At 54.6% G+C, this 14,097-nt stretch carries 9 protein-coding genes and 1 tRNA gene; 7 read left to right on the plus strand and 3 right to left on the minus strand.

Going from position 1 to position 14,097, the window contains the following annotated elements; translation table 11 throughout:
* Nucleotides 1–6: 6 nt before the first annotated feature.
* From rpoD to WNM05_RS05380, 7 genes are all read left to right on the plus strand, one after another.
* A complete protein-coding gene (gene rpoD / locus WNM05_RS05350) occupies nucleotides 7–1,938 on the plus strand; it encodes an RNA polymerase sigma factor RpoD (RefSeq protein WP_434633135.1) in 1,932 nt (643 codons plus the stop codon).
* Nucleotides 1,939–2,030: 92 nt separating this feature from the next.
* Nucleotides 2,031–2,109: transfer RNA gene (locus WNM05_RS05355), tRNA-Ile, on the plus strand.
* Between the two features lie 286 nt (nucleotides 2,110–2,395).
* Nucleotides 2,396–3,238, plus strand: coding sequence for a hypothetical protein (locus WNM05_RS05360; RefSeq protein ID WP_434633138.1), 843 nt, complete (start codon nucleotides 2,396–2,398; stop codon nucleotides 3,236–3,238).
* Nucleotides 3,239–3,567: 329 nt separating this feature from the next.
* Nucleotides 3,568–3,777 carry a hypothetical protein gene (locus tag WNM05_RS05365; protein ID WP_434633141.1) on the plus strand — a complete coding sequence of 70 codons (210 nt, stop codon included), beginning with the start codon at nucleotides 3,568–3,570 and terminating at the stop codon, nucleotides 3,775–3,777.
* The gene (locus tag WNM05_RS05370) at nucleotides 3,774–5,291 is read left to right on the plus strand and encodes a YfjI family protein (protein WP_434633142.1); all 1,518 of its coding nucleotides are present in this window, start codon (nucleotides 3,774–3,776) and stop codon (nucleotides 5,289–5,291) included. The genes WNM05_RS05365 and WNM05_RS05370 overlap by 4 nt, the downstream gene beginning before the upstream one ends.
* Before the next feature lie 660 nt (nucleotides 5,292–5,951).
* A complete protein-coding gene (locus tag WNM05_RS05375; protein WP_434633144.1) occupies nucleotides 5,952–6,560 on the plus strand; it encodes a YagK/YfjJ domain-containing protein in 609 nt (202 codons plus the stop codon).
* Nucleotides 6,561–6,644: 84 nt separating this feature from the next.
* Nucleotides 6,645–6,953 (plus strand): H-NS family nucleoid-associated regulatory protein, encoded by a 309-nt coding sequence (locus WNM05_RS05380; RefSeq protein WP_434633145.1) that lies wholly within the window; start codon nucleotides 6,645–6,647, stop codon nucleotides 6,951–6,953.
* A gap of 797 nt (nucleotides 6,954–7,750) precedes the next feature.
* On the opposite strand, the gene WNM05_RS05385 is transcribed toward WNM05_RS05380, so the two are convergent.
* From WNM05_RS05385 to WNM05_RS05395, 3 genes are read right to left on the minus strand one after another with little or no spacing between them, the layout of a single operon-like run.
* Nucleotides 7,751–8,800 (minus strand): SEL1-like repeat protein, encoded by a 1,050-nt coding sequence (locus WNM05_RS05385; RefSeq protein WP_434633147.1) that lies wholly within the window; start codon nucleotides 8,798–8,800, stop codon nucleotides 7,751–7,753.
* The gene (locus tag WNM05_RS05390) at nucleotides 8,793–10,733 is read right to left on the minus strand and encodes a phospholipase D-like domain-containing protein (RefSeq protein WP_434633150.1); all 1,941 of its coding nucleotides are present in this window, start codon (nucleotides 10,731–10,733) and stop codon (nucleotides 8,793–8,795) included. The genes WNM05_RS05385 and WNM05_RS05390 overlap by 8 nt, the downstream gene beginning before the upstream one ends.
* A complete protein-coding gene (locus WNM05_RS05395; protein ID WP_434633152.1) occupies nucleotides 10,730–13,660 on the minus strand; it encodes a type VI secretion system Vgr family protein in 2,931 nt (976 codons plus the stop codon). The genes WNM05_RS05390 and WNM05_RS05395 overlap by 4 nt, the downstream gene beginning before the upstream one ends.
* Between the last annotated feature and the right edge of the window lie 437 nt (nucleotides 13,661–14,097).

Raw genomic sequence — 14,097 nt, forward strand, 5'->3', positions numbered from 1 at the left:
AGCGAAATGGCGGCCTCTCCCGAAAACCAGAAAGATGTGCAGGACAGCCAGCAGGAAGTGATGAGCCTGGAAGAGCAGCGGAAACGCCTGCGCCAGCTGATCGCCCTGGGCAAGGAGCGTGGGTATCTGACCTACGCCGAAATCAACGACCACCTGCCGGAAGACGTATCCGACGCCGAGCAGATCGAGAACATCGTCACGATGATTTCCGGTCTCGGCATCCAGGTATATGAAGAAGCGCCGGACGCCGAAACCTTGCTGATGTCCGACGCCACCCCGTCGGTGGCGGACGAGGATGCCGTGGAAGAGGCCGAGGCGGCCCTGTCCTCGGTGGACTCCGAATTCGGCCGCACCACCGACCCGGTGCGCATGTATATGCGCGAGATGGGCTCGGTCGAGCTGCTGACCCGCGAGGGCGAGATCGAGATCGCCAAGCGGATCGAGGACGGCCTCAAGTACATGATCCAGGCCATCTCCGCCTGCCCCGGCACCATCGCCGAGGTGCTGGAGCTGATGGAACGCGTGGCGCGCGAGGAAATCCGCGTAGACGAAGTCGTCGACGGCTTCATCGATCTGAACGCCCCGACCGAGGACGACGGCCAGTTCGCCGAGCCTGAGGACAGCGACGACCTGCTGGATGAAGAGGACGAAGAGGATGAGGACGAGGACGGCGCCGCCGTCGACGCCGACGCCGATGCCGCCGCGAATCTGGAAGAACTGAAGCAGCAGGCGCTGGAGCACTTCGCCGGCGTCCGCCTGCTGTTCGACAAGATGGTCAAGGCGCTGAACGCCAAGGGTTCGCAGAGCAAGGAATATCTGGAGCTGCAGGACGCGATCACCACCGAGTTCATGCTGGTGCGCTTCGCCACCCGCCAGGTCGAGAGCCTGTGCGAGTCGCTGCGCGGCCGCGTCAACGAGATCCGCACCTACGAGCGCGATATCCAGGACATCTGCGTCAGCCGCGTGCGCATGGATCGCGCCCACTTCATCAAGGTGTTCCCGGGTAACGAGACCAATCTCGACTGGGTCGAGGACGAGATCGATTCCGGCAAGGCCTGGAGCGAGGCGCTGACCCGCTTCAAGCACGCGATCATCGAGAAGCAGACCCGCCTGTCCGATCTGCAGGACAAGGCGATGCTGACGATCAAGGCGCTGAAGGAAATCAACCGCCAGATGTCGGCGGGCGAGTCCAAGGCGCGCCGCGCCAAGAAGGAAATGATCGAGGCCAACCTGCGTCTGGTGATTTCGATCGCGAAGAAGTATACCAACCGCGGCCTGCAGTTCCTCGACCTGATCCAGGAAGGCAATATCGGCCTGATGAAGGCGGTGGACAAGTTCGAATACCGCCGCGGCTACAAGTTCTCGACCTATGCCACCTGGTGGATCCGTCAGGCGATCACCCGCTCGATCGCCGACCAGGCGCGGACCATCCGCATCCCGGTGCACATGATCGAGACGATCAACAAGATGAACCGCATCTCGCGTCAGATCCTGCAGGAAACCGGCCGCGAGCCGGATCCGGCGGAACTGGCCGAGAAGATGGAGATGCCGGAAGAGAAGATCCGCAAGATCATGAAGATCTCGAAGGAGCCGATCTCGATGGAAACGCCGATCGGCGACGACGACGATTCCCATCTCGGCGACTTCATCGAGGACCAGAACAACCTGGCCCCGTCCGACGCGGCGATGTACTCCAGCCTGAAGGACGCGACCAAGGAAGTGCTGGACACCTTGACGCCGCGCGAGGCCAAGGTGCTGCGGATGCGCTTCGGCATCGACATGAACACCGACCACACGCTGGAAGAGGTCGGCAAGCAGTTCGACGTGACCCGCGAGCGTATTCGCCAGATCGAGGCGAAGGCATTGCGCAAGCTGCGCCACCCGACCCGTTCCGAGCGTCTGCGCAGCTTCCTGGACAATGAGCCGGGCGGCCAGTAAGCACCGCGGTTGAAATGCAGCGAATCCCCAAGCGTCTTGAATAAAGGGCTTGGGGATTTTTGTTTTTCTCGCTATAATTGCCCACTCTTTCAGGGCCTCTAGCTCATGCTTGGTTAGAGCAGCGGACTCATAATCCGTTGGTGCCGAGTTCGACTCTCGGGGGGCCCACCAGATAAAACAACGACTTACAGCGAGAGCTGTAAGTCGTTTTGCTTTTGGGCTGCAAGGTTGTAGGGCTACTGTAGGGCGCAGCGACTAGTCTAGGTCTACTATTTATCTCTGAAGTCGTGCTTGAGGCTTGTGTGATTTCGATCTGATGTATGCGAGGGATGATAGAATCTGTGCCTAGGATACCGTAGCAGGCTGGAGTTGTTGCTTATGGTCACAGCTTGGAGTCCAGAAATAGTACACATCATCAAGCAGGCTAGTAGCCTTGCTGCTTTGCAGTGGACCTGACATGGAATTCATCACTGTAGCCAAACTCCTGAACGCAATCAGCCAACGGATCGAACTGCCTGACAACTGGGACGAGCTGATTGGGCTTCCTGAGCCCACTGAGCGCCCAGCAGATAGTAGTGTCCCGCAGTGGAAGCGATTGCAAAATGTTGACATCCGCATCATCCGAGCAAGCTTGGCATCCGACTATCAGTATTCTGCAGCTGCTCGGGGCTTAGACATGGTGTTGGTTAATTACGTTGAGTCTCGCCCACCGTGGTATGACCTGAAGGATACTGGTGCCGCAAAGAAGAATCCGTCTTGCCAATCCGAGGTTGAGCAGATCCTAGTTGGTATTGCTAACGTTTTTGATTCCGTGCTGGATTGCCTTCAGCGTACCGGCGTGGTCTGGGAGTCATTCCGGCAGGCCTCCAGTATCGAACGCGCCCGTAGCCATTCTAAGCGTTTGCAAGAGGTGGGCTTCTACTATCACGATCTGAAGCCATTTTTCGCTGCGATTCCTATCGACAATCCATTTGAAGATGAACAAGTGGAACAGGAAAACAGTCTAGAGGTTGGCAGGGTGGGAGCGGGCAATACAAAGCGAGTTTACTCAACAAAGGGGCAGCGGATAGATCTGCTAGCACCTGTCATTGAAAAAGTCATCGCTGAAATCCAGCAGGATACAACCGCTGCGGTATTTCTTGCGCTTAGGGAAAAAGCAGAGCGTGGTGAATCTGTTTTTACCATGGTTGAAGGTGAGGCCCTTAAATGTAAAAAGTGGGCGGGTTTGCCAGATAGGCTAACCAAAAAAGCACTTGGAGCACGCCTAGCGCGCCGCAGAACAAGACTCTGCAAGCTATGAGTTCGCCTTCCTTAAGACCCATCACTCTCATCTTTTGATCACAATCGGCGCCTGTAGCATAGGTGCCGATTGTGCATTCGGCTCTAAGAAATTTAGGCTGAATGGTCTCACTTGTTCTCATCCCATCATCTTGATCTAGTGCGGCCTACATGGCTGTGCGCCACGCTAAGCCACGCTTTTCCTCACATAAGCTCGCTAAGCCACGCATGGGTTACGCCTTGTCGGGCCAGTCAGTACAGTGCGTCATCGATTCACGAGGACTGCTAGGGAAATGAATCTCCTTGGCTCTTTTGAAACGACCATCTGTTTACAACTGACAAGGACTAACGATGAATAAACCGAATTTTTTGACAGCAAGCATACCTTTGCTAACGACGAATGCTCTGGCTGATCAACTTGGCATGCGAGCCCAGTCATTGCGTAAGCGCTTCGCAAAAACGGGCAGCTATTTTGGTGTTCGTCCGGCCAAGCTTCCGAATGGCCAGTTGCGTTGGCCCGCTGATACCGTTGCCCGCTTGATGAAAGGGGAGGCCGCGTGAAATTTCGTCCCACTGTGCTGCCGTCGCAAGGCTGGTTCCCTGAGCATGCCCTCCCTGAAATGATCCGTCGCGCCGTAAGGGCGACTTGCCGCAAGATTCAATCTCCTTGCCAAATGGTGGCTACGCTCGCCATCGGTGTTGTGTCGGAGGCAGTGCAAGGGCTGGCTGGGGTACAGATTCCCCATGGCCCGTATTGCCCCGTGTCCAATTGGGTGATGAATATCGCCGAGACCGGGATGGGGAAGACGCCGTCGTTGAATATGTTGCGTCAGCCCATCGTTGATTTTGAAATGCAAAAATACGCGCACTATCTGGTGTTGATGAAACAGTACCTAGCGGAATATCGCGCTTGGGAGTTGGAGCTGGCGGAGTGTGAGCAGGCGGTTCGTAAAGCCGTGCGTAAGGGGGGCGAGACGCATGCGAGCAAACAGCGTTTGACGGAACATATGGCGCATAAGCCTAGGCCGCCACGGGAGATTAGGCTGACCTATCTGGATGCCACTTCCGCGGCGTTCTGTCAGGGGCTGTGCGATCACTGGTCTAATGCGAGCTTGGTCAACGATGAAGCTGCAAGCTGCTTGAGCGGCCATATGGGGCAAGCGATGGCCATGCTCAATCAACGTTGGGAGTGTCAACCGTTGTCGATAGATCGGGTTTCGCGAGACAAGCCTTTGTTCGTGCAAGATCCACGTGTGACGTTGAACTGGGCCATACAGCCTGGTCCTTTCTGGCGGTATATGGAACGCCGTGGTCAGGAGGCGCGCGAATTGGGAACTCATTCCCGCTTCCTATGGTGCTTGCCGGATAATAATCAAGGGTTGCGTGATGTTCGACCTGTCGATATCGATCCGCAAGAGCTGGCAGGTTTCCATGATCGGGTGATGGAATGTTTGCAAGCCAGCGTCGGCGAAGATGGTGAGCCATTGAAGGAAAAGCTGGTCATGACCTTCAGTGAGGAGGCAACTGCTCGTTACCATCAGATCCGTGCCGGTATGGAAGAGGCATTGCGTCCTGGCGGTAGCTTGGCAAATGTGAAGGACTACGGGGCAAAAGCACCTCGTCATCTGGCGCGGCTGGCGGGCATGTTTGAATATTTCGAAACCGGCAACACTATCATTAGCCTGGACATGCTAGAACGTGCTCATACGGTGCTGACTTGGTTCATCAACGAGTACATCCGAATCTTTGTTCCACCTCCGGCGATTCCACAAGAGCAACTGGACGCGGATCGACTGCAACCTTGGTTGCACCAGTTCGCCCAAAAGCGATGCAACCGCTACTTGATCAAGAATGACATCCGCAAGCATGTGCTGAGCGAGCTGCGCGACAAAACGCGTTTGGAGTGTGCCCTCATCGTCTTGCAGCAGCGGGGGTGGATTAAGCTGTGCTTTGTGGGGAGGGTGGGTTTCATCGACATGATGCCGCATGCCGGCTATGACCAAGCGTCACTGAACACTGCACTTCAGGGCTATCGCTCGTCCCGGAGCAAACCCATGCTTTCCTTCCAATTTTGATCCTGCACTTTTGCGCCGATTGCGGCCAGGCCGCAATGGCGCAGGGGGTGCAATCTGATCTGAACCGGTGACCTGTTAGGTTACCGGTTTTTTTGCTCTTAGATTCAGATCCGGAAGTGCACTACATGGCGTACCAACTTTTATTACAGCTATTTTTTTGTATGGAGTTTGCAACAAGAATAGAGGAAATTATGCGTTGACTTGCGGTGTTTTATTCTGATTCTTGGGTATCTAATTCTGGAATTAAATATTAAGGGTTGACGCCATTGGTAGTTGGCTGGTTTACTGGCCGAAATTTATTGAGCGGATGGAGAGGGTTCGCGATACGGTCTTGGTGCTTTTATTGTGGCTAAATGTGAGAAGGAGAGAAATAACCCTGTATGTCAATATGAATTATAAAGCATGCGCAAATGGTGCATTTTTAGCATCAAAATGCAGGTGTGCCTTGTATTTCTGATGCTATTGCATTCTGGTATATGTTTATTATTAAAATGTTCTTTTCTTTTAATGAGAAGGAGAAATTTTACTTAGATAGTCCTTAAGGCTGCATTGTTGATATTGCATATTCATAACTTGTAAGGGAGCGAGCTAGACATCTCATTTGAAACAATTAAATTGTTACCAGTTAACCTTATTCATTGAGAGGCTAAAGGAGCTTTCATGAATTCTTCTTTTCAACCTGATTATGCATTTTCAGCGGATCATTGCCAGAGCGCTATTGATTTAATTTTGAGCTGTAAGCATAACGGCTACAAGAGAATCATGGTGGTACGTGTAGATTTTCTGATTAAAGAAGAATTTCAGCAGAGCATGTCTGTGTTTGAGATTCAGAGCTATAAGGCAAGGCTTTGGAATAATCGCCGTGGAAAACCTAGTATATTTGAGCACTGTCTGGGCTGGGTATGGGCTTTGGAATATACCACACAGGCTAGCTATCATTACCACTGCTTGTTTGTATTTGATGCCGATAAGGTTCAGGCGGATGCGTACTATGGTGACCAGATAGGTGAGTATTGGGTGGCCATATCGCAAGGGAAGGGGTGCTATAACAACTGTAATCGAGATAAGGAGCGGTATCGTTACCGTGGGATTGGCAGGATACACTTAGATAGTGAAGAAGAGCTGAATAATCTCTGCAGTATCGTTATCCCCTACCTGGCAAAAGACGACAATCAAGTACGATCTGCGATTAATCGTGATGCGATGGCCATGGGAGTGATGCCGATTAAGATCCGTACCTTTGGCGGTAGCAATAACTTAAAGTTTTGATTGATTACATGGGCTGAACAGATTTTTCTTGACCGGTATAGAATGGTTCGATTAAATGGTGCACTTCATCACTAGGAGTATGGCATGGATTTGCAAGCACTGAGTTTTGTCGAACTGAAAGATTTTCTTGCGCAGGTTCAAGTGGAAATTGGTCAACGTGAGAAGGCTGAAAAGGCTGAAGCTAAGAGTAAGATCCTTGAACTGGCTAAAGCTCATGGTTTGTCTCTGGATGACCTGTTGAAGCAGACAGAAGGCAAGGCCAAGAAGTCGGTAGAGGCGAAGTATCGTCACCCTGCTGATGCTTCGCAAACGTGGTCTGGACGCGGTCGCAAGCCGCTGTGGGTACAAGAGCTGCTGGACCAAGGCAAGACACTGGAAGAGTTGGCTATTTAATCGCTACATCGCAAGCCTCATTCTGTTGAAAGGAATGATGCCAGACAGGATTAACCGGGCTCATATTTGAGCCTTTTTTTATAGCGCTTACCAATCCGCTCAATGATGTCGCACTGCTTGCACCAATGTCCTCGTATAGCACTGTTAGGGGTTGCCATCCAGTGATGACCACGATGGCAGACCCAAGCCAGCTTGTGGTGAGTATTGATATATTTAGAAGACAGGCAAACTCCACCACGAGCCTTCGCCAAGGCCCGCATGGTGGCTATGGAATAGCGCTGCCTACGCCCATTGCAACGAGGACATCCAGGCGTTTGTTTGAGCGCACTGGCCGTAGCTAACCACTCATGACCATGCTCGCAGCGCCAGTGAAGCGGCGTGCTACTGTTGACGTAACGCTCCGACAAGCAAGTCCAGCTATGCTGACTTGCCCACTCCTGGCACTGCAATAGTTTTCTTGCTCTTGCTCCCTGGCACACAGGGCAGAAGATGCCCTCAATCAGCTTGCTGGTAGTACGAGAGAAGACATGGCCATGGGCGCAACGAAACTGTAGAGGCAGACGGCTATGATGGTAGGTGTCTGATAAGCATTCGCCACCCCATGCTTGGGAAATCTCTTGTACCGCAACCAGTTTGCATTTTGCAGATGCCTTGGCGACGGCTTTCCAGGCTTGCAATGTCTTCCACAGATCAACTGGGCCGAGAATCTGGTGCTGAGAAACGCTTGTACCGTTCATCGCTGATAAAAGAGTCAGCCTGCCATGGCAAGCTGACGTATCGAAATGAATAATTTATTGCTAGCTCTGACTACTCAGTCGACGACCCGTCTTCGGGTCCAGTCCCTTGGCCTTGGCCAGCTGCTCCATCAACGCTTCGCTTGGCTTGGGAGGAGCGATATTAGCCTTGAAGTCCTCCATCCATTTCAATTTGCCATCCCATGGAGGCAACTTGGCCGGTGGTAACGGTACAATATCATCCAACTCAGGGACAGAGGGGCGGGCATAGGAATAGTCACTGAGCACATTAGCGATGATTTTGTAACGCCGATGGCGCTCATCATCTTGTGCTACTCCCAAATCATCTGCTTGCCGATTCTTATCTGTAATTTGGCCAAAGCCGGCCTCTAATTCTGCAGCGGCAGTTTCATCACCCCACTTAGTACCAAGCTGCATATATTTGATGGCTTCATTGAATTTTTGCTCAAACTTCAACTGAGAACCATATTCCAACGCAGCTTTTCCATGTCCTTGCTCCGCTGCGCATTTCTTCATTTGATTCCCGATAGCAAATAGTCCCGGTTGCGCAATTGTCAGACTAGTCAGTTTATCCCCCACCAGATACTGAGCCTCAGGGTTGCCCAAGTCCGCGGCCTTACGATAGTAGCGATTGGCCAGTTCCTCATCTTGCTTAACACCATAACCTGCTTTGAGATAGCGCCCCATGTCGTAATAGCCACCGGGAATGCCGTGATCGATCAACTCTTGAGTTAGGTCCAGTGTTTCCTTCACTGGGTCATCACTCTTGGCTGTTCCTTTGCCTATCATGTCGCGCAGGTCCAAATTGGCCTTATAGTGCCCATAAGCCGTCGCGATGCGGTAGAAGCGCTCCATTTCCGGGTAGCGCAATGGATCTTCTTTCTCGATCTGATTTTTACGTAGCCAGCGGGCATAGCGGTACAGCTGGTCAGCTTCCGGATTCAACGCTGGCAAATGGTCTTTCTCATATGCGCATGCAAAGGCCAACTTGGCCTCAACATCTTTCAAGTCAGGCACGGAACGCTCCTTGGCGCCGCCGCAAGCGGCTAGGCTCAGGGTAAGAGTCAGGACAACAACAGAAAGCTTAGTCACTGTTACTCCGGTCGGGGTCTGTACGTAAGAATTCACGAAGTGGTGCCACGGGACGCCCACCGCCATTAAAGGCAGTTTTATTTTGACTCAAAATACGGCCCCACTGTTTAAACACCTCTTTTGCATTATCTTCCCTATCCATCCGGTCTGGATTGGCTCCAGGCCAACTTTTAGTATGCCGATCCCACAACTCTTGCCGTAGCGGCTTGGCGATTTCCGGTCGATCCAAGCCAATATTCATCTCGCTGTCTACCTGCATGCTGCGGGTATTGATGTTGGCCGAGCCGAGCGTGAGAAAAGCATCGTTCACAATCATCAGCTTGGCATGGATGTAGACCTCAGCCCACTGTTTGGGTGGGGAGTCTTGCGCTACCAGCGAACAGATGTGGGTCTTCAGGCCAGGCTGTTCGACAGCGGTAACCGGAGCATCCGGCTTTTGTGCCGCTTCGTAGGCTTTTTCCACCTGCTGGCGTCGTGCGGTCGCATCTGCCAGTTCTTGTCTGGTTTTTTCCTTGAGCTTGGCAGGGCTCAAAACATTGAGAGCGTGAATCGCGCTTGCCAGTCTCTCATCTTGTTTGGCATCTCCCAGCCTGGCTTCCAGATCGTCGGCCTTTTCCGCGCGAGCTACGCCAGGGATGGTATCCGCCCGCCCCAGGCTGTCCAGCATACGGTAGGTATTGACGGTGCCCGCACCGACACCGGCGTCGCTAGTATTGGTCACAACGAAAAGGTAGATCGGGTAAGGCCGGCCGCACTCTTTTTGAGCTTTGGCGGCTTCTTTGATCTTTTCCGCCAGCGGCGGCCAGCGGAAGTACTGGTTTTCGATGTAGATGAAGGATGTGACGTTGTTCACCGTCTGCAGATACATCTTCTTGATGTCCTGCTTTTGGTACTCCGGCTGGGTTCGCAGCAATTGCGCCATGGCAGCTTTGTTGGCGTTACCGTCCACCCGCGGTTGATAGGATGCGAAACCGCCCGGCGGCAGCGCAAGGTCTTCCTTCGTTTCATCCCGCCAGGCACGGCGGAAATTATGGAACATATCACCGACAACCGGGCCGGTGACTAGGCTGGAAAAATCCTCACGAGGTCCAACTGTGCCATTGCGCCCCAGGTTTGGCGCCTTGCGCTGAGCACTGTGATCGTTGGTATCCCAGTACTCATCCAGCATGTTGTGGCCCATCACGAAACCAACATGCGCTTTGGCATCATCGTAATCCACTAATACCATTTTCTGGTGATGGCTGGGGCCACTGGCCAGCATGGACTTAGTCAACTTCTTTAGCCCCTTATCTTCGTACGACTGAGTCGCGATTTGCTTGCGCGTACGGGGGCCAAAGCCGCGGCTGCGGAAGTGCAGGTATTTGCTCGGTATGTCGGGGCGCTGTTGATCCCTATAGGCTTTCTCTGAGGAGCCGGCGGCCGCCTGATCCTCGTCATACCAAGAGTACCAACGCTTGTCGTAGTCATATTGGGCGGGAATCTCGAAGTCCGGTTTGTCCTTGATGCCCACCGCCCAACGTCCTGGCGTTTGCGACTCCTTTACGGTCGCCCCTGTTGTATTGATATACAGACCACCGGCCTTGGAGGCAAAACTCAGCACACGAACCTGAACACCCTGTTTAGCTTTGTGCTCCAGCAGCTTGCCAATCTGTGCCGGCACTGCTTCATCGATATCACGGTACTTCACCATGTCCGCGCCCTTGCGGACAAAGTACATGGATGGCTGAAAACCCCAACAAATGATGCACACGTTCCTCTTGGCTTTAGCTATGGCGTAATGGACAGCAGCAAATGCAGACTCGCCATTGACCAACACCTGAAAGCTGGCTGGGTGAGGATGGTATTCGCTTTTCTGGACAAACCAAGGCAGGGTCAGATTCGCCTTCATCTGATTCTTGGTACATATCGGGGCGGCAATGGCTTTATCGCTCATTTTTGTTCTCCAGCATCGGGGCCATTTAACAAGCTATTGTAGCGAGACCGGGCATGATCATCGGCCTCAACCCGCCCATCTTGCGGAGCACCGCCCGCGTCCACTTTATGGAAGCCGGCATTGGCCAGGGTACCTTTTTCGGGATTGCTAAGCTCACTGGCGACCGGGACGTCGAACTTGACGCCATTGGCTAGTTTCACCGTGTACTTTTGCGTGGTGGGAGCATGTTTGAGATTCAGCTGGCCAGACTCGTCAATGATGCCCCTCTGGACTTCGCCGCCATCCGCCAGCAGGGTATAAGGCATGCCGGTCCAACTGCTGCCCCCGCCTTGTGGCGCCTGGTCCATATGCAGTGTTAAGGGCACTTTAGGGATACTCTTCGGATAGTCAGGGTGCGTGACCGTCATACTGGCTGGCCCGCTCAGATTGTGCTGTGCGCCCTTGATGCTGACCGTACCGGGACAATGCACTTCGATGTTGCCGCCCTTGATGCGGATATAAGCGCCGCCACTGGTGAGCAGGATTTCCTCCTTTGCCGCGACTGTGATGCGCTCTTTGCAAGACGTGATGGAAATGTCCTTATCGGCGGTCAGCTCCATCGAATCACTCTGCGCCAGTATCTGCACTTTGCCCTTGGCGGCGATCAGCTTCATCGCCGCTTTGTCTTTCACCCCGGCGACGAACAGGCTGATGTGCTTGCCCACGTTGTGAATCCAGCGCCGGCCGGTAGTGTGGTTGGCATCGCGCTGGGCGACGAGGTTGAGATTGGCGCCTGCAGCCAGCGTTTGGCTCTGCTCGGTCAGGCTGGCGATGCCGGCGGGGCCGGACAAAACCAGTTGCGGCTGCTGGCCCGCCTGATCTTTCGCTGTTTTGCCGTCTTTGTCGGTATTGGAGCCGGCCTCCCAGGCGGCCAGGGCATCTAGTTGGTACTGAATGTGGCCCTTGGCTTTCTTGCCGGCTTTGGCGTTATCCTCGCCGATCCCATCCGGGCCGGTTTCCATAGTGTCAGCCAGTTGCGTGGTGGCGGTTTCCGCCAGCGCCTGGCTCAAGGCCACTGCGGATTGCAGCTGACTCTGCGCATGCTCGCGCGCGAGTTGTTTGCCACCGGCACCGTTCTGCGCTTCAGTGGACAGCAACAGGCCGTGGGCGGCGCGAATCGCGCCGTGGTTGTCGGTGCGCAGTTCGAAGCCTTCGCCGCGCGGCTGGGCCTTGCCGTTGCTTCTGGGGTGAGTCAGGAAGCCTTGGTTCAGCTGGGTCTTGCCCGGCTCGCTGGACAGCTTGGCGCGGACTTCGCCGGGGGTGTCGTCGAACAGCAGTTCGTTGTAGCTTCCGCCTTGATGCTCCTTGGACTTGATGCCGGATAGGGTCTTGTTGGCCGGTAGGCTGCCGGCACCGCTGAAGTCCGGTGGTGGGTGACTGCCGTTGTACAGCACGCCGGTAATCAAGGGGCGGTCGATGTCGCCCTCGATAAAGTTGACCAGCACTTCCTGGCCAATGCGCGGAATGAACTGGTGGCCCCATGCCGCGCCGGCGGAGGGCATGGCCACGCGCAGCCAGCAGGATGACTTGTCATCCATTGCGGCACCGATGGTCGGGTGTTCCTCCGGCCTCTGCCAGTGGAACTGCACTTTGACACGGCCCTGCTCGTCGGTATGCACTTCTTCGCCGGCTGGCCCCACCACGGTTGCGGTTTGGCTGCCCTGGCTAGTCGGCTTGGCATGCGTGGTGCCGGCATAGGCCGGGGTCAGCGGGATGCCGCGGCGTTGTGCCTGGATCGAGGTAGTGAACGAAGCAGCATCCTGCTCCGCGCCGATATGCTGCGCCAAGTCGGTCGGCAGGTTGTTGCGGGCCTGGAAGGTTTGTCCGGTGACGACAAATTCGCGGCTTGCTGGTGCATCGCTATCGTGAGCAGGGTGTTCGTCCAGGCGGAACCACTCGCCCGGCAACAGGCCGCGCACCGAACCCGTGCCGCTGAAAGACTTCGCTTGAAGGTCATTGGCCTGCTGCCGTAGCGTGGCGTATTGGCCCAGTTGCTCCTCATCACCGGCGTAATACAGGCCCGGCGCGTCGTAGTGCGTCAGGCTGCTCTGCAATGACTGGCCGGCTTGCCCTTGATCGATACGGCTTTGGTCGCCGCTCTGCAGGGCGTAGACCGGTTTGTAGTCGTAACTGGCCAGCGCAGTGCCGCCCGGCACGATCTGGCACGCCGATTCCCAGCCGGTAAGACCATCCTCTTCTTCGGTGGCATCGCTGCGGTGGAAGCGCACCCGTTCCAACTTGGAGCCCGGCAGACTGTGCGCATCGTCGAAAATGGCCAATTCGACTTGCGAACCGTCATCATCCAAATGGAGGAAGCGCCAGGCGTAGCCTTCCTCGTGGATCAGCCTGACGATGAAATCGAAATCGCTCTCGCGATATTGCAGCGTGTAGCTGCGGGGCTGGGCAGGTTTGACCTGGATGTCCAGCGTCTGCACGTGGGCAAAGGCGGGATTCGCGGCCTGATGCTCTGAAAGGATTTGCCTGACGATGTCCGGGACCGACAGGTCCTGAAACACCCGGGAGGTCTTACGGTGGCGAAGCAGCGCGAACGGCGGCTCAATGGTCAGCTGGTACTGGGCGAAGCCGCCATCGGCGCCAGCCTGGCGCGCCTGGCTAACCACGCCGCAGCGGATGGACTCGCCGCCAGAGGCATCCTCAATGCCGATCCGCGCCGGCTGGCCCAGCAAGGATTTCAGTTCGATATGGGTATCCGGCGACAGGCAGGTCAGGGTATAGCGGCAAGGTTGGGACAACCCCTCTTCGGCCTGCAGGCTCAGTGGCAGCAACTGCTCGGCAGCGATCTGTCCGGTCCCCAGCCGCAAAGTCAATACCCGTCGATCTTGGCCAAAGGCGGATGCGAAACTGGCCAGCAGTGCGTTCAAATCCATCCGAGTCTCAAATAAAAATACCCTCATGGAGAGGGTATGTCATTGAACTAAAGGAGGATAAGAATTTTATGATGTTACGCGGGCGCCAACAAGATTGGTGCAAGAAAAAATAGAGAAAACTGAACAAAAGTACAGCTATATTTTGTTCCCGTTACGCTTGGATTCCCCCCTCAAATCCCTTTTCGCAAAGCTATACGAAAAGCCATGGTCCGTTTAAAATTTAACCTCATGCGGGCCGCTACCCAATTTGCTTGAGAATGATGTCAACCTGGAGCCAGCTCCAACTCAATCATTTCGCTTGAAGTTAACTTGATGACTGCGCTCTCTCAGGTAATGCAAAAGAAATATTTGTGCGCCACGCTCATGGCCGGGAGCCTTCGGCAACCTGGTTACCTTAGGTTATGTTAGGGCTTACATAAAAGTATGGCCTGGGACTA

Source organism: Chromobacterium sp. CV08, from assembly GCF_051129845.1.
Taxonomy (GTDB): Bacteria; Pseudomonadota; Gammaproteobacteria; order Burkholderiales; family Chromobacteriaceae; genus Chromobacterium.